This is a genomic window from Sanguibacter sp. Z1732, assembly GCF_051020515.1.
In the GTDB taxonomy this organism is placed as follows: domain Bacteria; phylum Actinomycetota; class Actinomycetes; order Actinomycetales; family Beutenbergiaceae; genus CALKWS01.
This window is the reverse complement of record NZ_CP194857.1, coordinates 820515-842067: the sequence shown is the minus strand read 5'-3', so window position 1 is coordinate 842067 and position 21553 is coordinate 820515. Positions and strand designations below refer to the sequence as shown.

Below are 21553 nucleotides of genomic sequence, written 5' to 3'. Positions count from 1 at the left end.
GTCAGCATGGTTCCCAGGGGCCGGAAAGCGCTTGCCGGATCTGGTGTCGTCAGGCATGATGGGCCTACCGGTTGCGCCGTGCTGCGCGCGGACCCAGCGCAGATCCACCAGGGTGATCCTGTGCCGCCCTGATCCGGCCTCCGGGCCCCAGCCCCAACCCAAGGAGGAACGCGTGAGTAAAGTGGCACTGGTCACCGGTGGCAACCGGGGCATCGGGCAGGGGATCACCCGGGCTCTGCTGGCCGAGGGTTACGCCGTGGCCATCCTGGCCACCCGTGAGGAGCCGGCGGACCTGATGGCCGAACTGCGCGAGTTGGGGCAGGTCTCTTACACCCGCGGCTCGGTAGCGGACCTGGAGGACCACCGCCGCTACGTCGATGACGCGCTGGAGCGCTGGGGCCGCATCGACCTGTGGTCAACAACGCCGGGGTGGCTCCCCAGGTGCGCGACGACATCGTGGTGGCCACACCGGAGAGTTACGACCGGGTAATGGACATCAACCTGCGTGGCCCCTACTTCCTGACCCAGATGGTCGCCGCCGAGATGATCGAGCGCCGCGAGGGTGAGCCGGGCGACCAGGTGCACGGCACCATCATCAACGTCTCCTCCACCTCCGCGGTGACGGTCTCGACCAACCGCGGCGAGTACTGCATCTCCAAGGCAGGCATGGCGATGACCACCCAGCTCTGGGCCGCCCGCCTGGCTCCGGAGGGGATCATGGTCTACGAGGTTCGTCCCGGCGTGATCGCCACCGACATGACCGCCGGTGTGAAGGAGAAGTACGACGCGCAGTTCGCCGGCGGGCTCGCCCCCATCCCCAGGTGGGGCACCCCCGCCGACGTTGCCGGCGCCGTCGTCCAACTCGCTGCCGCCCGCATGCCCTACTCCACCGGCGACATCATCAACGTCGAGGCGGCATGCACATCCCCCGGCTCTGAACCGGTAGCGGAACCGCCCGCCGAACCCCGCGCCCACCCCACAAGCCCGCGCCGATACGTCACCGCGACCCCGGCGCCGACCCTGACAAGGAACCTCATGCCCATCGCCGATGCCGACTCCGCGCCCACCCAGACCATCGCCGGCCAGCAGGTTCCGGTGGTCAGCACCAACACGGTGGTGGTGGGCACCGGCTCGGCCGGTTTCGCTGCCGCCGACCGGCTCTGGGAGTTCGGCCAGGACGACGTCATCATGGTGACCGACAAGGTCGGCGCCGGGGCCAGTCGCAACGCGGGCTCGGACAAGCAGACCTACTACAAACTCTCCCTCTCCGGAGAAGAGGCCGACTCGGTGCACGAGATGGCCAGGACGCTGTTCGCCGGTGGGGCGATGGACGGCGACAACGCCCTGGCCGAAGCCGCCCTGTCCGCCCGGGCGTTCCTGCGCCTGTGCGATCTGGGTGTGCCGTTCCCACAGTCCCGGTCCGGGGAGTTCGTCGGCTACAAGACCGACCACGACCCGCGCCGCCGAGGCACGTCGGTGGGTCCTTACACCTCCCGGTCCATGGTGGAGCAACTCGAGAAGAAGGTCGCCCGCAACGGCACCGACATCTACGACAACTGCCGTGTGGTCGACCTGATCGTCGATGACACCACGGACGAGGGCCCCCGGATCGCCGGCCTGTTGTTGCTGCGCACCGACGTTCCGCACGACGGCGAGCGCAGCCCTTACCTGCTGATCCGGTGCACCAACATCGTCTACGCCACCGGCGGCCCGGCCGGGATCTACGCAACCAGGGTCTTCCCCAACGGCCAGTGGGGCGCCTCCGGTGCCGCCTACCGCGGTGGGGTGCGCGGCAAGGGTGTGACCGAGTGGCAGTTCGGCCTGGCCTCGATCAAGCCGCGCTGGAACGTCTCGGGAACCTACATGCAGGTGGTGCCCCGGTTCGTCTCCACCGATGCCGAGGGCAACGACGAGCGCGAGTTCCTCACCGAGACCATCCCCGACTACGGCCGGCTGATCTCGCTGGTGTTCCTCAAGGGCTATCAGTGGCCCTTCGACGTGCGCAAGGCCACCGAGGGGTCTTCCCTGATCGACCTGCTCGTCTACCGCGAGACCGTGCTGCGCGGGCGCCGGGTGTTCCTGGACTTCCGCTCCAACCCGGTGCGGGAGACGTTCGAACACAGCGAGCTGGACCCCGAGCCGTTCGAGTACCTGGAGAAGGCCGGGGTGCTGTTCGGCACCCCGATCGAGCGGTTGCGCAAGATGAACGAGCCTGCCTACCAGTTCTACCTGGACAAGAACCCGTACGTGGACCTCGAGAAGGAGATGCTCGAGGTGGACGTGTGCGCCCAGCACAACAACGGCGGGCTCAGCGTGGACGGCTGGTGGCAGTCCAACGTGTCCGGCTTCTTCCCGGTGGGGGAGGCCGGCGGTGCCCACGGGGTGTACCGGCCCGGTGGTTCCGCACTGAACTCCGGGCAGGTCGGGGCCACCCGGGCGGCCCAGTTCATCGCCGCCCGGCGCACCCAGGACCCGGTCGCCGAACCGACCTTTTCCGCTGCCGCCGAGGCTGTCCTGACCGACGCCACGGACCTCGTCGCCGCTGCCGCCGAGCGTGCCCGCTCGGGTCTGACGGACAACACCGGGACGATGCTCACCGCGGTGCAGGAGTTGATGAGCGCCAAGGCCGGGCCGGTACGCTCGGCCGAGTCGATCGACGAGGCACTGCAGCAGGTGCACCAGTGGCTGACTGAGTACGGTGAGACGATCAGTGCCGATTCCACCTCACGCCGGTCGGTGAACCGCACCTTCCTGGTCCGCGACATCCTCACCACCGCCTATGTGTACCTGTCGGCGATGGCCGACTACGTGGGCAAGGGTGGGCGCTCACGCGGCTCGGTCCTGTACACCGACCCGGGCGGCCACCTGCCCAAGGTCGGCTACGGCACGAACGCCGATGAGGAGCTGGACCTGCCCGAACTCTTCCGTTTCAGTCTGGACGAGGGTGCGCTGGCCGATCAGGTCCAGGAGGTCGCCTGGCTCGCCCCCGATGGCGCACCGGCGCCCGTGGGCCACAACGGCCTGGACCGGCCCGAGGACGACGGCGGGGGAGACTGGGCTCAGATCGTCCAGCGCGAGGAGACCGACCCCGCCGGACGGCCGTTGTTCCGTTGGCGTCCGGTGCGGCCGATCCCGGCTGACGACGACTTCTTCGAGAACGTCTGGCGCGACTTCCGCGAGCACGGCAACATCTACTGACCACCCGGCGGCCGTGTTGGTGAGACCGGCCGATCGTCCGTGAGACCGAAGCGTTGCGGGGTGCGGTCTCACCGCACCCGACCGGTCTCACCCCACCCGCCTGCAGGCTGCGGTCTCAGCGCTGGGCAACGCCCCGGGGCACAGCCGGGCGACGCCCCCGGGGCGCTGGCGGGGAACTGGCGGGGGCGCTGGCCCGGGGGCGAGGTCAGGCCGGGACCACATGGACAGCCCGGCGGTGGTCACCACCAGGAGACGGCCCTCGTAGGTCCGCTCGGTACGCACCAGTGCGTCCGGGCCCTCAACGCCGGTGACCTCGAAGAGCAATTCCCCGGTTCGCACATCAACCCCGCTCAGGACCTGCCGCCCGGAGGCGGAGTCGAGGGAGAGCAGCGTGCGGCCGTCGCTGAGCGATCGCCACGCCACCAGCGGCACCTGTTCGCGCCAGACCTGTGCGCCGGTGCGCTCATCGAGCGCGGCGGTCGTGGTGCCCTCCTGCACCAGGACCAGGCCGCCCACCCGTGCCAGGACCGCCGTCATCCCGGAGGTGGATCGGCTCCAGTAGATGTGGTCGGGGCGGCGGTGGGAGAGGGCCTGTAGTTCCCCGTGCGCCAGGTGCAGGGAGACATCGGACATCAGGTCCTCGTCCACGACCAGGTAGTGACTCCACTGGCTGCGTGCCTCGCTGAGTGCTCCCTCGGCATTGAGGTAGCGCGGAACTCGCTCCCGTCCTCGGCCACCAGCAACCACGGGTTCGCGGCGTCGGCGGGCGGGCGGCCGACCCAGAGGTCACCGATCTCCTCGGCCACCTGCCCGTCGGCCGCGTTGCGAACGGCGAACGAGGGAACCGAGGGCCCCCCTAGCCCCATCCCGACCATGACGTAGCCCCCGGTGGTGCCCAGCAGGGTCAGCAGCGCGGGAACGTACCAGGCGCCGACGAAGCCGAGGTCAACCGACCAACGCCGGGTACCACTGGAATCCTCCCGCTCCAGGAACGTGCGCTCACCCTCCTGACGCAGGCTGAGCACGTCGCCATCGACGTCCAGCGCGGCGAGAGTGCCCGGCCGGTCCTGGCGCATGATCTCCCCGGCCAGGGCATCGATCCGGATCAACTCGGCCTGCGCGGCCTCACCGCTGACGCACAAAACGTCGCCGTCGGGTTCGCCCTGGTGGCAGCGCAGGTGCCGGCCCTCGGCCTGCCAGAGCTCGGCCCCATCGGCCACGGCGAAGCCGTGCACGCGGGAGCGATTGGCCAGAATCGCCGTCTCCGGGCCCAGCCACACATCGTGCGGGTCGCTCATATCGACCTGCAGCGGGGTGTACCACTGCTCCGTCGGGGTGGCGATGTGCTCGACGATCCCGGTCCGCCAGTCTGGAGGCGGACGTTCGGCGAGCGCGATACCGGCCAGCACCAGGACGACGGCGACCGCCACCCATGGCAGGGGACCGGACAGCCCGGGGCGGGTTCTCGAAGCGCCCTGGGTGTCACCTCCCGGCAGGCGCGGATCGAGCGGCGCCGAGGCGGCGACCTCGAGGTCGAACTCCTCCGCTCGGGCGCGCATCAGGCACTCCCCAGGGACCACACCGACAGGTCGAAGGCGGTGAAGACCGCCAGGTGCGACTCGTTGACGTCGTAACTGAAATGACGGGATTCGGCGAGCGGTATCTCCCAGGTGACCTCACCGGTGCGCGTGTCGAACCCGGTCAGGACCGAGACGTCCTCGCCGGTCACGTGGCCCAACGTGGTGTCGGCACCCAGGCACGGGCACCGGGGCATCTCCCCGGGGCGGGTCCACCGCAGAGTGCCCTCCTCGGCGTCCAGGCCGTACCAGGAGCCGCCGGACCAGCCCACCATCGTCCCGGCCAGGCGGGCGTGGGCGATCGCCCCGGACTGTTCGGTGCTGAAGGACCAGGTCTGCTCGCCGGTGGCGGCCGACAGCGCCCGTAGGTCGCCGGTGCTGTCAGAGAAGACAAGGTCCGAACCGGGGTCGTCATCCACACGGAGCAACCCCGACTCCTCACTGACCGTGGTGGGGCGGCCGGACCGGTCGTAGAGCGTGACCTCGTTGTCCCGGCGCACCAACCATTCGCCGTCGTGATTCACACGCACGGCCTCAGTCTCCTCGTGAGGGGTCCCGTCCGCGAGGTCCAGCGCCAGGTCGAGTCCGGCGCCATCGGCCACGCGCGGGGCCTGGATCAGCACCAGATCATCGAGCACGGCCATGGAGACCGCGCCGAGGTCGGCTTCGGGTGCGCCGGGTACACGGTGGGTCCAACGATGTTCCCCGGAATCGCCCGAGCGCATCACGCTGATCGCCTCGGCATCGGAGTACACGGTGATGTGTCCGCCGTCGTGGGGGAGTGCGGCCTCGAGCCCGGGTTGCACGGTGCGGCCGGTCTCGCCGGAGGCCATCGTCATCTCGATCAGTTCCGATCGGGCCCCCTGTCGGCTCACGCACGCGATGTCGGCCTCCTCCCGTCCGCACTGCATCTGTGGGGCCCGCACCTCCCAGACCACGTCGCCGGCGTCCAGGTCCACACCCCGGACGAGGGTGGGGCTGGCCGCGACCACCCGGTTCTCACCGAGCCAGACGTGCCCGTCAGAGGACCCTCCGGCCTGGATCGGCAGGTGCCACTGCAGTTGCGGCTCGGATTCGAGAGAGGCGACGAGGCCGCGCTCACCCGGTTCGGGGGTGGGGGCGAGCACGACGCCGATGGCGACGAGCACGAGCCCGAGCAGGAAGAAGCCGACGGCGGAACGGGCCGGGCGGGCTGGCTGCGGCGGTGACGTGGCGGCCGGAGGAGGAGCTTCGACATCGAATTCCTCATCCGGGCGGGTCATGGGGCGATTGTGTCAAATCGTCCGACGGCGCATGCCGGGCCGCCCATGGGGCCCGCGCCGTATCCGGGTGGGTGGTGGCACCGGCCGGTCGCCTACGGACGGCGGGCTGCGCCGTCGTCGGGGGTGGTGGCACCGGCCGGTCGCCTACGGAGCGCGGGCTGCGCCGTTGTCGGCCCTTACAGGTGGGGTGCCACCAGTTGGGTGTAGCGCCGGGCCATGGTGGCCACGGTCCGCGCGCCCGGAGCGGCCCAGATGTCGGCGTTGAAGATCTCCACTTCGACATCCCCGGTGTAGCCGGCCTCGGAGACCCATGAGGTGATGGTGGGGAAGTCGACGTACCCATCGCCCATGAAGCCGCGGGACAGCAGCGTGTCGCGGCCAGTGGCAGGATCCAGTCGCACACCTGGTAGGAGGCGATCCTGCCGGCGGCGCCGGCGCGGTTGATCTGCTCGCGCAGGTCCGGGTCCCACCACACGTGGTAGGTGTCCACCACCACCCCGACGGTCTCGGCCGGGAACGGCTCGGCCATGTCCAGGCACTGCTTCAGGGTGGTCAGCACCGCCCGGTCCGCAGCGAAGATCGGGTGCAGGGGTTCCAGCACCAGGCGCACGTCATGCTCGGCGGCGAAGGGCGCCAGTTCGGCGATCCGCTCAGCCACCCGCGTGCGTGCGGCGACGATGTCCTTGTCCCCGTCCGGGCGTGCCGGCCCGCCGGGTTCGGTGGCGGCGTCCAGGCCGCCGACCACCATGACCAACTCCCGGGTGCCCAGGGTCGCGGCCTCCTCGATCGCGGCGCGGTTGTCCTGCAGTGCTGCGGCGATTCCCTCGGGCTCGGCGGTGCTGAGGAACCCGCCCCGGCACAGTGATGACACTCGAGGCCGGCCTCCTTCACGATCCGGGCCGACTCGTCAAGCCCGGTCTCGGCGACCCGGTCCCGCCACAGCCCGACCGCGCCCAGGCCGGCCTCGGTGGCCACCTGCACGGCCTCCGGCAACGTCAGCGCCTTGGTGGTGGCGGTGTTCAGGGACAACCGGGACAGATCAGCCATGTGTTCCTCCATCGCCACGCTCGCTGCGGGCTCGGCTCGTGTGTGGTGCCGTGCCGGCGGGGTCCGCCCGCCGGCGGGGTGATCAGAGTTCGATCGGGGAGAGTTCCACTCGCTTGCCCTGTGCGCTGGAGGCCAGGCCGGCCTCGGCCAGTTGGACGCCGCGGGCGGCCGAGAGCAGGTCGTAGCGGTGCTCACGGCCGGCAAGGACGTCGCGCAGGAACTCCTCCCACTGCACCTTGAAGCCGTTGTCGAGGTCGGCGTTGTCGGGCACCTCCAGCCACTGGTCCCGGAAGGACTCGGTGACCGGCAGATCGGGGTTCCACACGGGCTTGGGGGTGTGGGCGCGCTGCTGGGCCACGCACTTGCGCAGTCCCGCCACGGCCGAGCCGTGGGTGCCGTCCACCTGGAACTCCACCAACTCGTCCCGGTAGACCCGCACCGCCCAGGAGGAGTTGATCTGGGCCAGGATCGGGTCACCGTCGGGGGAGGTGACCTCGAAGAACCCGTAGGCGGCGTCGTCGGCGGTGGCGTCATAGGCCTGCCCCTGCTCGTCCCAGCGGGTGGGGATGTGGGTGACGGTCTTGGCGGTGACGGCGTCCACGGTGCCCAGGATGCCCTCGAGCACGTAGTTCCAGTGGCAGAACATGTCGGTGGTGATGCCGCCGCCGTCCTCGGTGCGGTAGTTCCAGGAGGGTCGCTGGGCGGTCTGGTGGTCACCCTCGAAGACCCAGTACCCGAACTCACCGCGCATGGACAGGATCCGGCCGAAGAACCCCTCCTGCACCAGTCGGCGCAGTTTCACCAGGCCGGGCAGGTACAACTTGTCATGGACGACGCCGGCGGTCACCCCGGTGGCATTGCGCACCCGGGCGAGTTCGATCGCCTCTTCGAGGGTCTCGGCGGTGGGCTTCTCGGTGAAGATGTGCTTGCCGGTCTTCATCGCCGCGGTCAGCGCTGCGTAGCGACGGGAGGTGACCTGGGAGTCGAAGTAGATGTCGATGCTGGGGTCGGCGATCACCGCGTCGACGTCGGTGGTGTAGTGCTGCACGTCGTGCTCGCGGGCGATCTCGGCCAGGGCGTGCTCGCGCCGGCCCACCAGGATCGGTTCCACCTGGACCTTGGTGCCATCGTCCAGCACCACCCCGCCGGCGTCCCGGATCGGTAGGATCGAGCGCAGCAGGTGCTGGCGGTATCCCATCCGTCCAGTGATGCCGTTCATGGCGATACGCAGGGTGGTGGTGCTCATTGATGCCTCCCGGTCGATGCGCAGTACCATGTGCGGAATGCGCTTTCCGCAGAGCGTACGCGGGCTGGGTCAACCCCGTCAAGGCACCGATCCGGCTGCGCGGGTGCTCAGGTCTTCAGGCGCGACGGGGTGGAGTCCCGCAGCACCACGGTGCCGCGCACGCGCACGTGGCGGATTCCGTCCTCGCCGGTCTGCGTGGTCACCTCGGGGTCGCCCTCACGGTCGGCATCCGCGTGCTGCCCGGCATCGCTCAACGGGAGGCCCAGGGCGAGCTGGGTGGCCAGCACTCCGGCCTGGTGCAACGGCACTCGCACGGTGCTCAACGAGGGAGTCACGTCGCGCAACGTGGCGATGTCGTCGAATCCCGCTACACCCACATCGGCGCCCACTCGCAAGCCGGCATCGCGGGCCGCGGCCATCGCCCCCACCGCCATCACGTCGTTGACGGCGAACACCGCATCCACCTCGGGGCCACGCAGGTCGACCCGCTCGATGAGTTCGGTCATCGCCGCGTACCCACCGTCGCGGGTGAAGGCCGAAGCGACCACATACTGGGGTGCCCCGGCTTCCGCCTCGGTCGCGTCGTCATCCCTGCCTGTCAGGCCGGAGGTGAAACCCCGAAGTCGTTCCCGGGCGGTCAGATGCCCGGGCGGGCCGGCCAGCACCGCGAAGGAGTGGTACCCCCGCGCCACCAGCGCGGCAGCCAGATCGGCGGCGCCGCTGACGTTGTCGATCGCGACGGTGTCCGCCTCGAGCACCGGTTGGCTGACCATCGCCACCGCGCCCCCGCCGGCCCGGTAGGCGGCCAGCGCCGCCCCCAGTCGCGCGTGCATCAGATCATCATCGTGGCGGCCACCGGCAATCACGATCGCCCGGGCGCGCTGGCGGTGCAGCACCCCGACCAGGGCGAGTTCGCGTTCGGGGTCGTGCTGGGTGTTGCCGAGCGTGACCATCAGGTCCGACCGCTCGGCGGCGGCGCCGACACCGGAGGCGATCGCGGAGAAGTAGGGGTCGGCGATGTCGTGCACGATCAGACCGAGCGCGGTGGTGCGGCCCCGGGCCATCGCCTGGGCATTGGCATCGGGCAGATAGTTCAGTTCTGCGGCGGCGGCCAGCACCCGCTCGCGCAGTTCCGGACGCACCGTGCGCGTCGCGCTGCCATTGATCGCCCTGGAGGCAGTGGCGAGGGAGACGTCGGCAGCGCGAGCGACGTCCGCAAGGGTGACGGAACCGGCCATGGAGCACAGGGTAAGCGCTTGCACGCCCGGGTGGGAGACTTGCCGCCATTTCGCAGTTGCGAGTTTCGCCCGGGCGGACCCGGCCCGAGCATCGGCGCAGGCGCCCTCGCCCCGGTGCAGCGGGCTCCGGAAACCCGACACCTGCTCCGGCTCCGGGCGCTACCGTAGGGCCAACATGCCGGCCCATGCCCACTGCCACCTGTCTCGGTGGTGGCCGCCGGAAGACTCGTGTCCATCGGGGGTGCCGGGAGCGCGCGTGGCGAGTAGACGCAGGACTGGAGGGGACGTGGTCACGATCCGGGAGGTGGCCCGTCGGGCCGGGGTCTCCATCGCGACCGTGTCGCGCTCGCTGAACAACCAGGACCGGGTGAGCGCCGCAACCCGCGAGCGGGTCCTGACTGCGGCTGCAGAGCTGGACTACCGGCCCTCGCAGGCGGCCCGGGGCCTGGTCACCGGCCGGCTCGACACCGTCGGTGTGGTGCTACCCGATGTCACCAACGGCTTCTTCACCCCGATCCTGGCCGGTATCGAGCAGTACGCCCAGGAGCGCGGGCTGGGCGTGCTGCTGGCGGACTCGCGCGAGGATGCCAACGCCGAGCGGGAGCTGGTGCGTCGGATGAGTCAACTGGTGGACGGGGTGGTGCTGGTGGCTTCCCGGCTGCCCGACGACGAGATCCTGGAGTTCGTCCAGATCCGGCCCACGGTGCTGGCCGGCCGGGTGGTGGAGGGCGTGGACGCGATCGCGGTGGACTCCGGGGTGGGCACCGACCAGATCCTGACCCACCTGGCCGAGCTGGGTCACCGGGACGTGCTGTACCTACACGGCCCGCGTCAGTCCTGGGCGGGCGAGCGCCGGGTGGCCGCGGTGCGCCAGGCGGCCGAGCGTCTGGGTGTGCGCCTACAGGAGAGCGAACCGATGGCCCCCAACTTCGCGGCGGGACGGGCCGCCACCGAGTACGTGCTGGCCCAGCAGGTGACGGCGGTGATCGCCTACGACGACCTGATCGCCTGGGGCCTGCTCACCGGCCTGGAGGACGCCGGAATCGCCGTTCCCGAGCGGCTCAGCGTGGCCGGGTGCGACGACGCCTTACAGGCCGGGATGTCCCGCCCTGCCCTGACCACGGTCACCGCAGACCTGGACCGGATCGGGACCACTGCGGCAGAACTGCTGTTCGACCGGATCGCCGATCCCGGCGCCCCGGTCCGGACCTCGGTGCTCGGCTCGGCGGCAGTGCTCCGTGCTTCCACGGGGCCGGTGCCGGTCTGACCTGACTGCGCCGGCCGCGCGACCTACCTGCTGTCGTGGCTCACGCACGCGGGCACCAGAGCCGGCACGGCGTCGCGGTAACGGGTGTATCGCCTTCCGAACCTCTGGCTCAGGTAGGTCTCCTCCGGCTCGATCACCCAGCGCCGCAGTGCTCCCAGCACGGCGGGGAGCGCGAGCAGCGGCCACAGCGATCCGAGCCGCAGGCTCACGCCCAGGTAGATGAGGAGGTCAGCGGCGTATATCGGGTTGCGCACGTGCGCGTAGGGCCCGGAGGTGACCAGTTCATCGACGCGTGCCCAGGGCACCACGGTGGTGTGATGGCGCCGCATCGTCCAGAAAGCCGACAGCATCAAACCCAGGCCGGCTGCGGCCAGTAGCGCGCCGGCGAACCGCTCCCGACGGCTCGCTCGGGGCGAACCGACGCCCCCGCGCCGAGCCGGCAGCGGTCGGCGCCGGTGCATCAGCGCGGCCAGAGCCAGCGGCACCCCGAACAGCGCTGGCGGCAGCACCCGCACGTGTGCACCGGAGGTGTCCAGCCACCGCGACTCCTGCCGTTGCTCAGTCATCGCCGGGTGTCCTCATCCACCCAGTCGAAGGTGCGAGTGACCGCCTTCTTCCAGTTCCGGTACAGACGCTCGCGCTCATCGGCGTCCAGAGTGGGGCTCCAGCGCCGTCCCTCGGCCCAGTTGTCGATCACGTCCTGCTCACCGGACCAGAAGCCCACCGCGATCCCGGCGGCGGAGGCCGCGCCCAGGGCGGTGGTCTCCGAAACCTGGGGCCGCACCACGTCCACACCCAGGATGTCGGCCTGGAACTGCATCAGCATCTCGTTGCCGACCATGCCGCCGTCCACCCGCAACTCGGTCAGTTCCACCCCGGAGTCGGCGTTCATCGCCTCCAGCACCTCGCGGGTCTGGTAGGCGGTGGACTCCAGCGTGGCCCGGGCCAGGTGGCCCTTGCCCACGTACCTGGTCAGGCCCACCAGGGCACCGCGGGCGTCGGGGCGCCAGTACGGGGCGAACAGCCCGGAGAAGGCCGGAACGAAGTAGGCCCCGCCGTTGTCGGGGACGGTGGCGGCCAACTCCTCCACCTCTGCGGCGGTCTCGATCAACCCCAGGTTGTCGCGCAGCCACTGCACCAGAGATCCGGTCACCGCGATGGAACCCTCCAGTGCGTACACCGGGGCGTTGTCACCGATGCGGTAGGCCACCGTGGTGAGCAGGCCGTTCTCGGAACTGATGGCCTCTGCCCCGGTGTTCAACAGCATGAAGTTGCCGGTGCCGTAGGTGTTCTTGGCGTCGCCGGTCTCGAAGCACGCCTGCCCGAAGGTGGCCGCCTGCTGGTCACCGAGGATCCCGGCGATCGGGACCCCTGGCACCCCGGAGTCGTCATGACCGGTGCCGTAGACCTCGGCGGAGGACCGGATCCGGGGCAGCATCGAGGTCGGGATGCCCATCTCCGCTGCGACGTCACCGTCCCACTCCAGGGTGTGCAGGTCCATCAGCAGCGTGCGTGAGGCGTTGGTGACGTCGGTGACGTGCAGCCCACCGGAGGCGCCACCGGTCATGTTCCAGAGCAGCCAGGAGTCGGTGTTGCCGAAGAGGAGATCACCGGCCTCCGCCCGGGCGCGGGTGCCGTCGACGTTGTCCAGGATCCACTTCACCTTCGGCCCGGAGAAGTACGTCGCCAACGGCAGACCGGTGGTCTCCCGGTACCGGCCCGGCCCCTGGGCTCCGCCGAGCTCGTCCACGATCCGCTGGGTACGCGTGTCCTGCCAGACGATGGCGTTGTGCACGGGTTCGCCGGTGTGCTTGTCCCAGACCACCACGGTCTCGCGCTGGTTGGTGATGCCCACCGCGGCGAGGTCGTTCGCGCGCAGGTCGGCCTTGGCCAGGGCCTGCGCGATGACCTCGCCGGTGTTGTGCAGGATCTCGTTCGGGTCGTGCTCCACCCAGCCGGCGCGAGGCAGGATCTGCTGGTGTTCGAGTTGGCCGCCGGCCACGATCCGGCCGCTGTGGTCGAAGACGATCGCGCGGGTGCTGGTGGTGCCCTGATCGATTGCGAGGACGTGCTCGCCATGAACCTACCTTTCGCTCGAGAAGCCCACAGTACCGAGGCCCGGACCGCCGCGAACAGCACCACCGGTCGCGCCGGACGCTACGGAACGGGCAGAGTAGGGGCGTGAGCGACTCCATGATCCAGATCCGTCCCGCGCTACCGGCCGACGTCCGGGCCATCAAGCGACTCGTGGAGCCCTACGCCCAGCAACGCATCCTGTTGGCCAAGGACCTGGTGGACTACTACGAGTCCGTGCAGGAGTTCTTCGTCGCGGAGACCGACGATGCGCTGGTGGGTTGCGGAGCGCTGCACGTGATGTGGGAGGACCTCGGGGAGGTGCGCACTCTGGCGGTCGATGAGCAACTGCTCAAGACCGGCATCGGGCACACCCTGCTGGAGCGGTTGCTGGAGCGGGCCCGTGAACTGGGCCTGACGCGGGTCTTCTGCCTGACCTTCGAAGTGGACTTCTTCCGCGAGCACGGGTTCGAGCCGGTGGCCGGGGCGGTGGTGGAGCCGGAGGTGTTCACCGAGATCCTGCGCTCTCGCGATGACGGAGTCGCTGAGTTCCTGGACCTGGCCCGGGTGAAACCGAACACCCTGGGCAACACCAGGATGTTGCGCAACCTGTGACCCCGGATCGGTCGGTGACCGAAGCGTGCGGCTGCCGCCGGAGCGTGCCGCCGGCGACATCGTGGAGCCGGACGCCGACGCTCAGCGAGACCGCGCCAGCGGGGCCCGACGACGGAGCGAGGTCCGACGACGACGCTGCACCCGTAGCGGCCGGTGCCTCAGGTGCTGCGGTGCTGGGGCAACGTGCTGAGCGCCCGGTGCAGGATACCCACGCGCACCAGTGCCACCACCACCCCCACCTGGGCCACCAGGATCGCGCCCACGATCGCCCCGGCCAGGGCGGAGACGTCGATGAGGGCCCACACCACGACGCCCAGCACCGCCGCGGCACCGATCACCTTGATCATCGTGGCCAGGTTCTGGATGGTGCGGGTGAGCACCTTGACAGGTTGGCCCGAACCCGCTGCTCGCCGCGAGTCCGAACTTCCGGGAGTGCCAGCACCGGACAGCAGGGCGAACAGCCCTCTGCCCACCAGGACCCCTGCGATCACGCCCAGGACCTGGCCCTGGGCGATCATGCTCACCCCGGCCACCGCCGGCGGGTCCTGACCGTACGGGCCGGCCATGCTCAGTGCGGCCGCACCCAGCCCGGCCAGTACCAGCGGAACCGCCAGCACCGCCAACAGGGCCCGGGTATGGGCCTTGACCGCTCGGGCGATGACAACGTCGGCGGGCATCGGCTCCTCCGGCCCGGGTGGGTCCGGGGTCTGGCTGTTCACGGCTCCTGAGCCTAGCCGTTCGGTCCGCCGGATCCGGGACGGCCGTTCCCCGAGGTCCGTTCCGCGGTGGCATCCGGCGCCATGACCGAGGTTCGCGTATCCGATGACTCGATGGTGTTCGGCGTTGCCGCCCGGCTGACTGCGGGCCCGTATGCGCCGGGGAGGCGATAGCCACCGGGGCCCTGCTCGGCGAGTCCGTCCCGGACCAACCCGGCCAGGGCCCGCTCGAACTGGGTGGTTTCCGGCCACAGGGGCACCAGGTCGTGGACCGGTACCACCCCCTCACTGGCCCGCAGGGCGGCCATGATCCGACCCCGCACCTGGCGGTCGGTGCCGGCCCACGCCTGCCGGCGACGTCGGTGGGCGTGGCGGTCCTGCGGTCGACCCGCTGCCAACCAGAGGCACCGGTCCCGCACCGGGCAGTCCCCGCAGCGCGGGGCCCGGGCGGTGCACACCAGCGCACCCAACTCCATCAGTGCGGCGTTCCAGCGGGCGGACCTGTCCGCCTCGGCCGGGAGCAGGTCGGCCGCACGCCGGCGTTCGGCGTTGGTGAGGGCGGGTGCCGGCAGCGCGCCCGCACCGACCAGGCGCTCCAGAACCCTGCGCACGTTCGTGTCCAGCACCACCGCGCGGCGCCGGTGCGCGAAGGCGGCCACGGCCGCCGCGGTGTACTCACCCACGCCCGGCAACGATCGCAGTTCCGCTTCGGAGGCGGGGACCACGCCGTCGTGCTCTTCGACGATGGCCCCGGCCGCCCGCTGCAGTCGCAGCGCCCGGCGCGGATAACCCAATCGGTCCCAGGCGCGCAGGACCGCCGCGCTCGGTGCGGCGGCCAGGTCGGCCGGGGCGGGCCAACGGTCCATCCACTCCACCCAGCGCGGCAGGACCCGGGCCACCGGGGTCTGTTGCAGCATGATCTCGCTGACCAGCACGCCCCACGCGCTGACGTCCGGCCCGCGCCAGGGCAGGTCGCGGCCGTGCTCGCTGAACCAGTCGAGCAGCACCTGATGCAACGGTGAGGGGCCCATCTGCCCATCGTCCCATCGCCGCGGTTGTGTCACGATGCTCGCATGGCCAGATCCAGAGGTCGCGGTATGGGAGGACGCCGTACCAGCGGGCGAGCCTCGTCGAGCCGGTCCCGATCGACCAGGTCGCGTTCGGGGGCCTCCGCCCCCCAGCAGGGGTCGGTCGAGGTCGTCCAGTTCGGGTCGATCGCGTACCTCGCCGCGGTCGAGTTCATCGGGTACCTTCGGCGCCCGCAGAAGTAGCGGCGGGGGCCTGGGCGGCGCCGGCTCGCGCGGCCGCAGTGCCGCCAGGCGCAGTTCCAGCAGTGCGTCCTTCGGACGGTCCACGCCCCGAGGCAGGCGCTCCTACGGCCGTTCGCACCGCAACCGCGGTTACGGACATCAGCACGGGTACCGCCGCCGCCGCGGTGGCAGCATTCTCGGCGGGGTGGTCGGCGTGATCGTGGTGATCGTGGTGCTGCTCATCCTCTGGGCGATCCTGGTCTGAGCCCACGCCGCTGCGGCTCCGCCCGGGTGGTGACGGCCCGGCTTAGCATGATCGCCGATGGCCCGCAGCACACGACCCGCATCCGGGACCGGCAGCGCGACGAAACGTCAGCGCCCCGGCCCCGGCTCGCGGCGTCCGACGTCGTCACGCACCGGTCGAGAGTCAACGCCGTGGACCGGGACGGACGGGCGATCGCCGGCGCAACCCGAATCGTTGGCGGTTCTATGTGTTACTTGCCGTGCTCGGGTTGATCGTGGCCGCCGTGGTGTGGTTCACGGTGGGTCGCGAGGCGTGGGCCTCCTTCATGGACGGCCGGAGCGAAGCCGCCCAGGAGCAGCCCGTGGCCGACGGCGGCACGGGCGAGCGCGAGGACGAAGCCGGTGATACCGGCGACGACGGCGACACCGAAGCCGGTAGCGGACCGGCCCCCCAGCCAGCAGCGACACCGAGGAGCCGGACGAGGACGCCCTGGCCAACCCGGTCCAGTGCCGCAGCGATGCCATCAGCGTGGAACTGGACGTGGGTGGGTCGCGCCACCCGGCCGGGGATGCGTTACCGATCTCGGTGTCGGTGGCCAACACCGGTCCGGTGCCGTGCCTGGTGGATCTGGGTCACCACGCGATGCAGATCGACGTCACCTCAGGTGATGACGAGATCTGGACCACCGACGAGTGTCCCCGCGGGGAGGGCACCCGGGACCTGCTGTTGGACATCGATGCCCGTGTGGGGCACACGGTGACCTGGAACGGGCAGCGGTGCGGCTCCGATGCCGCGGCGCAGGCAGGCACCTACCGGATCACTGTGTCGGTGTCCGGCAGCGATGGCCCCGCGCGGACCGGGGCGGTCCTGGAACTGACCTGACCGGCCGATCCGTCTGACCCGGGCCGGATGAGCCCGGGTCAGACGAATCGCTCCAGCAGGGAGGACTCGGCCTGCCGGGACAACCCCTCACGAACGGTCCGGGCCCGTTGTGACCCCACACCTTCGACCACCTCGAGGTCATCGATCGTGGCCGAGAGCATCCGCTGCAGCGATCCGAAGTGGCGAACCAGGGCCTCGATCACCGAGGGGGGCAGCCGCGGCACCCGGGTCAGCATCCGGTGCCCGCGCGGGGCGATCGCCGAATCCAGCGACTCGCCCTTGCGCCCGCCCAGGCCGAGCACCCGCGAGATCTGGACCAGGTCGATCAGCTCGGTGGAGTCCAGGTCGGTCAGGTCATCCAGCACATCGTCGAGACTGCGGGCGCTGCGGTCGTCCAGGTAATCGCGCACCACAAGTTCCAGGTCCGGACCCACGCCGGAGATCAGTTCGTCGAACTGCAGTGCCAGCAGGCGCCCGTTGGTGCCGAGTTCCACCACGTAGTCGGAGATCTCCGCCGAGATCCGGCGGACCATCTCCAGCCGTTGCACCACCGCCGCCACGTCGCGGACGGTGACCAGGTCCTCGATCTCCAGGGCCGAGAGAGTCCCGGAGACCTCATCGAGCCGGGCCTTGTACCGCTCGAGCGTGGCCAGGGCCTGGTTCGCCCGGGACAGGATGACGTCGGAGTCCTCCAGGACGTAGCGTTGATCGCCCACGTACACGGCCACGATGTGCATCGACTGCGACACCGAGATCACCGGGAACCCGGTCTGCTTGGCCGCGCGTTCGGCGGTGCGGTGCCGGGTTCCGGACTCGGTGGTCTCGATGGTGGAGTCGGGCAGCAACTGCACGGCCGCGCGCAGGATCCGTCCGGCGTACTGGTCCACCACGATCGCGCCGTCCATCTTGGCCAGTTCGCGTAACCGGGTGGAGGAGAAGGGCACATCGAGTTCGAACCCACCCGAACACATCCCGGCGACCACGTCGTCGTAGCCGAAGACGATCAGGGCTCCGGTGCGTCCGCGCAGCACCCGCTCCAACCCGTCCCGTAGTTCGGTGCCCGGGGCGACCGCGCGCAAGGTCTCGCGCATCAGCGCGGGCAGTGCCGTACCGGCCACGTAGCACCTCTCGCAGATCGGCTGATATCGACGGCGACGCCACGTTGTCGCACCGCCGTACCGCGGCTGGCGCGGTGCTGCACAGTGTAGAGGCTGACCACGGTCGCGATGGCGCCGGTGGTGCCGGTGCTCAGGGCGTGGACAGGGCGTTCAGCGCACCGGGCGCGGACGCGGGCGGGCCAGCTCGATCGCCTCGGCGAGGTCGGGTGCCTGCAACACCTGCATCCCGGCCGGCCCTCGCACCGGTTCGGACCCCGGACGGGGGCGGGGCACGATCGCGGTGTGGAAGCCGAGTCGGTGCGCCTCGCCCAGGCGCCGCTCGGTGCCGGTCGCCGCACGCAGTTCACCGGCCAGGCCCACCTCGCCCACCGCGATCATGCCGGCGGTGGTGGGCATCTCCTGCACGGCGCTGGAGACCGCCAGCGCGATGGCCAGGTCCGCGGCCGGCTCCACCGCGCGGGAGCCCCCCACGGTGGACACGTACACATCGGTGTTGGTGGTGGCCAGCCCGCACCGTGCCTGCAGCACCGCCAGGGTCATCGCGAGCCGGGAGGAGTCCACGCCGGAGGTGGTCCGCCGGGCGTGCGGGTTGGGTGTGGGGGCGACCAGGGCCTGGATCTCGATCGGCATCGGGCGCCGCCCGTCCAGGGTCACGGTCACGCACGTACCCGGCACCGGTTGGCGGGCCCCGGACAGGAACAACCCGCTGGGATCGGGCAAGGAGTGGATGCCGGACTCGGTCAGGGTGAAGCACCCGACCTCATCGGTGGGCCCGTACCGATTCTTCAGCGCCCGCACCATCCGCAGTTGGGCGTGCTTGTCTCCCTCGAACTGGCAGACCACGTCCACCAGGTGCTCCAGCACGCGCGGTCCGGCGATCGAGCCGTCCTTGGTCACGTGCCCGACGAGGACCACCGGCACCGCGGCACGTTTGGCCACAGCGATCAGGGCGGAGGCCACCTCGCGAACCTGGGTCACCGAGCCGGCGCTGGACTCCACCTGGTCCGAGGAGATCGTCTGGACCGAGTCCACGATCACCAGGTCGGGGGTGGTCTTGCCGATGTGGGCCAGCACCGAACCGAGGTCGGTCTCGGCGGCCAGCAGCAGTGACGGTTCCAGGGCGCCGATGCGTTCGGCGCGCAGCCGCACCTGGCTGGCTGACTCCTCCCCGGTGATGTACAGCACCGTGGCGCCCGCACGGGCGGTTCGGGCGGCGGTATCGAGGACCAGGGTGGACTTGCCCACACCGGGCTCCCCGGCCAGCAGCACCACCGCTCCGGGAACCAGTCCACCGCCGAGCACCCGGTCGAACTCACTGACGCCGGTGGAGCGGAACCGGGCACGTTGGGAGTCCACCTGCTCGATCGGCAGCGCTGGGGTGCGCACGCTGGCGGCGGCTTTGGTACGGGGGCCGCCCTGTTCGGCCCCGGCCTCGATCACGGTGCCCCAGGCTTGGCACTCCCCGCATCTCCCGACCCACTTGCTGGTCGTCCAACCGCATTCGCTGCAACGGAAGGCGGATCTTGTCGCAGGGGGCATGCCCGGAACTCTACCCATCGGCTCCGACACCCGGGCTCGCGCGCCGAGCCTGTGGGCCCGCCGATGGCGTCGGCGCAGCCGGCGTATCGCCGGGTGCGCGACCCCGGCCCCAGGAGCACGGCCCGACGGTGGTGCTACTGCGCCAGCCAGGCGGCGAAGGCGTCGAAGGAGTAGGGCCGGCCGAGGAAGTCGGCCACCAGATCCGCCGCGTCCCTGCTGCCGCCGGGCACCAGCACCGTCTCCCGGTACCGATGGGCGATCTCAGGGGCGAACATGTCCTCCCGCTCGAACGCCGAGAACAGGTCCTTGGCGATCACGAGCGACCACATGTAGGTGTAGTAACCGGAGGAGTACCCGTCCAGGTGCCCGAACGCCGCGGCCAGGTGGGTCCCGGGGATGTAGGGGAACAACGAGTACTGCTCCTGCAACTGCGCGGTCCGGGCGGTCAGGTCCGCCACCTGATTGACGTGGAAGTCGTAGGACATCGCCGCGTAGAACATCTGAGTGCGCGCGTCGAAGCCCTTGCCGAAGTCATCGGCCCGGCGCATCCTGGCCACCAGGTCCGCCGGGATGGGATCACCCTCGGCGTTCACCGCGAAGGTGGCGAGCACCTCGGCATCCCAGGCCCATTCCTCGAGCATCTGACTGGGGGCCTCCACGAAGTCCCACTCGGTGGCCACCCCGGAGAATCGCAGCCACTCACCGCGCCCGGCGAGCACGTGGTGCAGCAGGTGGCCGAACTCGTGGAAGAGGGTCACCACGTCGTCGTGCTCCATCAAACCGCGGGAGAAGTTGCAGGCGAGCACCCCCTCGGGCAACTGCACCCCGGCCACGCCCGGCACGAGGTCGAACTGGGCGGCGTGCTTGAACTTGCCCTCCCGGGGGTGCAGGTCCAGGTAGATCCGGCCCAACGACTGCCCGGGTGTCTCTTCGCCCGGACGGCCTTGCTGCCCGCCCGCCGAGGCGGCGTCGTCGGCACGTCCGGTGCCGCCGTCGTCGGGACTCCCGTCGGCAGGGTCCGCAGCGTCCTGCCGCGGGTACACGTCGTACACCGCCACGTCCTCGTGCCAGACCGGCACCTGGACCGGCCGGTAGACGAGACCGAACAACCGGCCGGTGACCTCCAGCAGCCCCTGGCGTACGCGCGTGAAGTCGAAGTACGTGCGCACCTGCCCCGAGTCCACCCCGAAGCGTTCCTTGCGGACCAGTTCGGTGTAGTAGGTCAGGTCAGCCGCATCGATCGTGGTGGCCTCCGGCCGGTCCTGGCGCAGCCGGTCCAGCAGCACCTCTCGGTCCCGTTCGCCGGACTCGGTGGCCGCAGCCGCGATGGAGTCGATGAACTCCTTGATCGCCGTGCCGGAGCCGATCATCTTCACCTCGGCGTCGTAGTCGGCCCAGTTGGCGTAGCCCACCAGGCGGGCGTACTCGGCGCGCAGGGCGAACAGTTCCTGCAGCAGTTCATCGCCCGCCGGCCAGCCCCGGTTCAGGAACTCGATCCGCAGTTCCCGGCGGGCGCCGGCGTCGTGGGCGAAGGTGGCGAACGGGATGACGTCGGGGTAGTCGGTGGTGACCTGCACCAGCCCGTCCGTACCGGCGGGGTGGGTATCGATCCAGTCCTGTGGCAGGCCGGCCAGGCGGTCGGGGCTGAGCCGGATGGAGCGCACGTCCTGGCGGATGTTCCTGCTGAAGTCCTGGCTGATCACCACCAGGCGCTCGGAGATCTCACGCAGGCGCTGCCGGGTGGCTTCGTCCCGGTCCACGCCAGCCCGGCGGAAGTCCTGCAGCACCTTGGCGTGCAGCCGCGCAGCCAACCGGTCCAGGCCGGAGGGGTCGAGGCGCTCGAAGACGGCGAACAGGTCGGTGTCCAGTTCCAGTTCGGTAGTGAGGCGCTCCACGTCCTGCAGGGTGTCGTCCCCTTTGGTGCGGGCCTGCTCGGAGGTGTGCATCTCACTGAACACCGAGGCGATCGAGGCCAGCGTGGAGATGGTCCGTTCGACCTCGTTCCACCTGCGCATCACCTCGGTGGCATCGAGGCCGGTGGCGGCCTTGAGGTCACCGACCAGGCCTCGCGCACGGGCCAGGTCGTGCGTGGCGCGGTCCTGCAGCCAGGAGGGCGCGCCGGCATCGGTGGGCAGGGTCAGGGAGTTCGACGTCGTCACACCGACCGAGCGTAGCTGCCCGGGAGGATGCCCCGATGGTGCTGCGCGGATCCGGCAGCGGCGGCGCGGCAACGGCGCGGGTGCGCTGTTGGGACGCACCTGCGCCGTGCGGGTGCGTACTC

The 21553-nt window shown here is 70.5% G+C and carries 17 protein-coding genes and 2 pseudogenes; 6 read left to right on the top strand and 13 right to left on the bottom strand.

The features are described 5' to 3' along the window. Positions 1 to 55: 55 nt before the first annotated feature. Together ACRRRO_RS04625 and ACRRRO_RS04620 are read left to right on the top strand one after the other, a co-directional pair. Positions 56 to 720 (top strand): annotated as a pseudogene (locus tag ACRRRO_RS04625) (SDR family NAD(P)-dependent oxidoreductase); the annotation flags it as partial. Then, positions 718 to 3198, top strand: a complete 2481-nt coding sequence (locus tag ACRRRO_RS04620) for an SDR family oxidoreductase (protein WP_434081551.1) — start codon at positions 718 to 720, stop codon at positions 3196 to 3198. The pseudogene ACRRRO_RS04625 and the gene ACRRRO_RS04620, both read left to right, overlap by 3 nt. A gap of 87 nt (positions 3199 to 3285) precedes the next feature. Here ACRRRO_RS04620 and ACRRRO_RS04615 read toward each other — a convergent pair whose 3' ends face one another. From ACRRRO_RS04615 to ACRRRO_RS04590, 6 genes and pseudogenes are all read right to left on the bottom strand, one after another. Next, positions 3286 to 3846, bottom strand: coding sequence for a hypothetical protein (locus ACRRRO_RS04615; RefSeq protein WP_434081134.1), 561 nt, complete (start codon positions 3844 to 3846; stop codon positions 3286 to 3288). Next, on the bottom strand, positions 3831 to 4757 hold the full coding sequence (locus tag ACRRRO_RS04610) for a hypothetical protein (RefSeq protein ID WP_434081133.1): 927 nt from the start codon (positions 4755 to 4757) through the stop codon (positions 3831 to 3833). Before ACRRRO_RS04610 ends, ACRRRO_RS04615 begins: the two co-directional genes overlap by 16 nt. Continuing rightward, complete coding sequence (locus tag ACRRRO_RS04605; protein ID WP_424796540.1) at positions 4757 to 6037, bottom strand: PQQ-binding-like beta-propeller repeat protein; 1281 nt, start codon at positions 6035 to 6037, stop codon at positions 4757 to 4759. Before ACRRRO_RS04605 ends, ACRRRO_RS04610 begins: the two co-directional genes overlap by 1 nt. A 176-nt stretch (positions 6038 to 6213) precedes the next feature. Beyond that, a pseudogene (locus ACRRRO_RS04600) lies at positions 6214 to 7084 on the bottom strand (sugar phosphate isomerase/epimerase family protein). A gap of 82 nt (positions 7085 to 7166) precedes the next feature. After that, a complete protein-coding gene (locus ACRRRO_RS04595) occupies positions 7167 to 8330 on the bottom strand; it encodes a Gfo/Idh/MocA family protein (protein ID WP_424796538.1) in 1164 nt (387 codons plus the stop codon). A 107-nt stretch (positions 8331 to 8437) separates the two neighbouring features. Next, the gene (locus tag ACRRRO_RS04590) at positions 8438 to 9568 is read right to left on the bottom strand and encodes a LacI family DNA-binding transcriptional regulator (protein ID WP_424796537.1); all 1131 of its coding nucleotides are present in this window, start codon (positions 9566 to 9568) and stop codon (positions 8438 to 8440) included. Positions 9569 to 9854: 286 nt separating this feature from the next. Here ACRRRO_RS04590 and ACRRRO_RS04585 point away from each other — a divergent pair, with 286 nt between their 5' ends. Next, the gene (locus ACRRRO_RS04585; protein ID WP_424796536.1) at positions 9855 to 10835 is read left to right on the top strand and encodes a LacI family DNA-binding transcriptional regulator; all 981 of its coding nucleotides are present in this window, start codon (positions 9855 to 9857) and stop codon (positions 10833 to 10835) included. 23 nt (positions 10836 to 10858) lie between these two features. Here ACRRRO_RS04585 and ACRRRO_RS04580 read toward each other — a convergent pair whose 3' ends face one another. Next, the gene (locus ACRRRO_RS04580; protein ID WP_424796535.1) at positions 10859 to 11401 is read right to left on the bottom strand and encodes a methyltransferase family protein; all 543 of its coding nucleotides are present in this window, start codon (positions 11399 to 11401) and stop codon (positions 10859 to 10861) included. Then, positions 11398 to 12894, bottom strand: a complete 1497-nt coding sequence (gene glpK / locus ACRRRO_RS04575; protein ID WP_434081550.1) for a glycerol kinase GlpK — start codon at positions 12892 to 12894, stop codon at positions 11398 to 11400. The genes ACRRRO_RS04580 and glpK overlap by 4 nt, the downstream gene beginning before the upstream one ends. Here glpK and ACRRRO_RS04570 point away from each other — a divergent pair. Continuing rightward, positions 12814 to 13020 (top strand): hypothetical protein, encoded by a 207-nt coding sequence (locus ACRRRO_RS04570; RefSeq protein ID WP_434081132.1) that lies wholly within the window; start codon positions 12814 to 12816, stop codon positions 13018 to 13020. The two genes, glpK and ACRRRO_RS04570, sit on opposite strands and share 81 nt — an antisense overlap. 8 nt (positions 13021 to 13028) lie before the next feature. After that, positions 13029 to 13523: an amino-acid N-acetyltransferase gene (locus tag ACRRRO_RS04565; RefSeq protein WP_424796657.1), complete on the top strand. Its 495-nt coding sequence runs from the start codon at positions 13029 to 13031 to the stop codon at positions 13521 to 13523. A 158-nt stretch (positions 13524 to 13681) separates the two neighbouring features. On the opposite strand, the gene ACRRRO_RS04560 is transcribed toward ACRRRO_RS04565, so the two are convergent. Beyond that, positions 13682 to 14242 carry a hypothetical protein gene (locus ACRRRO_RS04560; protein ID WP_424796533.1) on the bottom strand — a complete coding sequence of 187 codons (561 nt, stop codon included), beginning with the start codon at positions 14240 to 14242 and terminating at the stop codon, positions 13682 to 13684. Positions 14243 to 14253: 11 nt separating this feature from the next. After that, the gene (locus ACRRRO_RS04555; RefSeq protein WP_424796532.1) at positions 14254 to 15270 is read right to left on the bottom strand and encodes an A/G-specific adenine glycosylase; all 1017 of its coding nucleotides are present in this window, start codon (positions 15268 to 15270) and stop codon (positions 14254 to 14256) included. 991 nt (positions 15271 to 16261) lie between these two features. On the opposite strand from ACRRRO_RS04555, the gene ACRRRO_RS04550 reads away from it, so the two are divergent. Then, entirely contained in the window at positions 16262 to 16615 is a 354-nt protein-coding gene (locus ACRRRO_RS04550; RefSeq protein WP_434081131.1) for a hypothetical protein, read from the top strand. A 38-nt stretch (positions 16616 to 16653) separates the two neighbouring features. Here the strand turns inward: ACRRRO_RS04550 and disA are convergent, their stop codons facing one another. The 3 genes from disA to ACRRRO_RS04535 form a co-directional block, all read right to left on the bottom strand. Beyond that, positions 16654 to 17706 (bottom strand): DNA integrity scanning diadenylate cyclase DisA, encoded by a 1053-nt coding sequence (disA, locus tag ACRRRO_RS04545; protein ID WP_424786653.1) that lies wholly within the window; start codon positions 17704 to 17706, stop codon positions 16654 to 16656. Between the two features lie 177 nt (positions 17707 to 17883). Beyond that, complete coding sequence (gene radA, locus ACRRRO_RS04540; RefSeq protein WP_424796529.1) at positions 17884 to 19272, bottom strand: DNA repair protein RadA; 1389 nt, start codon at positions 19270 to 19272, stop codon at positions 17884 to 17886. A gap of 134 nt (positions 19273 to 19406) precedes the next feature. Beyond that, the gene (locus ACRRRO_RS04535; RefSeq protein ID WP_424796528.1) at positions 19407 to 21431 is read right to left on the bottom strand and encodes a M3 family metallopeptidase; all 2025 of its coding nucleotides are present in this window, start codon (positions 21429 to 21431) and stop codon (positions 19407 to 19409) included. Between the last annotated feature and the right edge of the window lie 122 nt (positions 21432 to 21553).

Bases quoted from the DNA above. Each gene is read 5' to 3' on its own strand.
- ACRRRO_RS04620 (WP_434081551.1), top strand. From the start codon at position 718: ATGGTCTACGAGGTTCGTCCCGGCGTGATCGCCACCGACATGACCGCC.
- ACRRRO_RS04610 (WP_434081133.1), bottom strand. From the start codon at position 4,757: ATGCGCGCCCGAGCGGAGGAGTTCGACCTCGAGGTCGCCGCCTCGGCG.
- ACRRRO_RS04605 (WP_424796540.1), bottom strand. From the start codon at position 6,037: ATGACCCGCCCGGATGAGGAATTCGATGTCGAAGCTCCTCCTCCGGCC.
- ACRRRO_RS04595 (WP_424796538.1), bottom strand. From the start codon at position 8,330: ATGAGCACCACCACCCTGCGTATCGCCATGAACGGCATCACTGGACGG.
- ACRRRO_RS04590 (WP_424796537.1), bottom strand. From the start codon at position 9,568: ATGGCCGGTTCCGTCACCCTTGCGGACGTCGCTCGCGCTGCCGACGTC.
- ACRRRO_RS04580 (WP_424796535.1), bottom strand. From the start codon at position 11,401: ATGACTGAGCAACGGCAGGAGTCGCGGTGGCTGGACACCTCCGGTGCA.
- ACRRRO_RS04565 (WP_424796657.1), top strand. From the start codon at position 13,029: ATGATCCAGATCCGTCCCGCGCTACCGGCCGACGTCCGGGCCATCAAG.
- ACRRRO_RS04555 (WP_424796532.1), bottom strand. From the start codon at position 15,270: ATGGGCCCCTCACCGTTGCATCAGGTGCTGCTCGACTGGTTCAGCGAG.
- disA (WP_424786653.1), bottom strand. From the start codon at position 17,706: ATGCGCGAGACCTTGCGCGCGGTCGCCCCGGGCACCGAACTACGGGAC.
- radA (WP_424796529.1), bottom strand. From the start codon at position 19,272: ATGCCCCCTGCGACAAGATCCGCCTTCCGTTGCAGCGAATGCGGTTGG.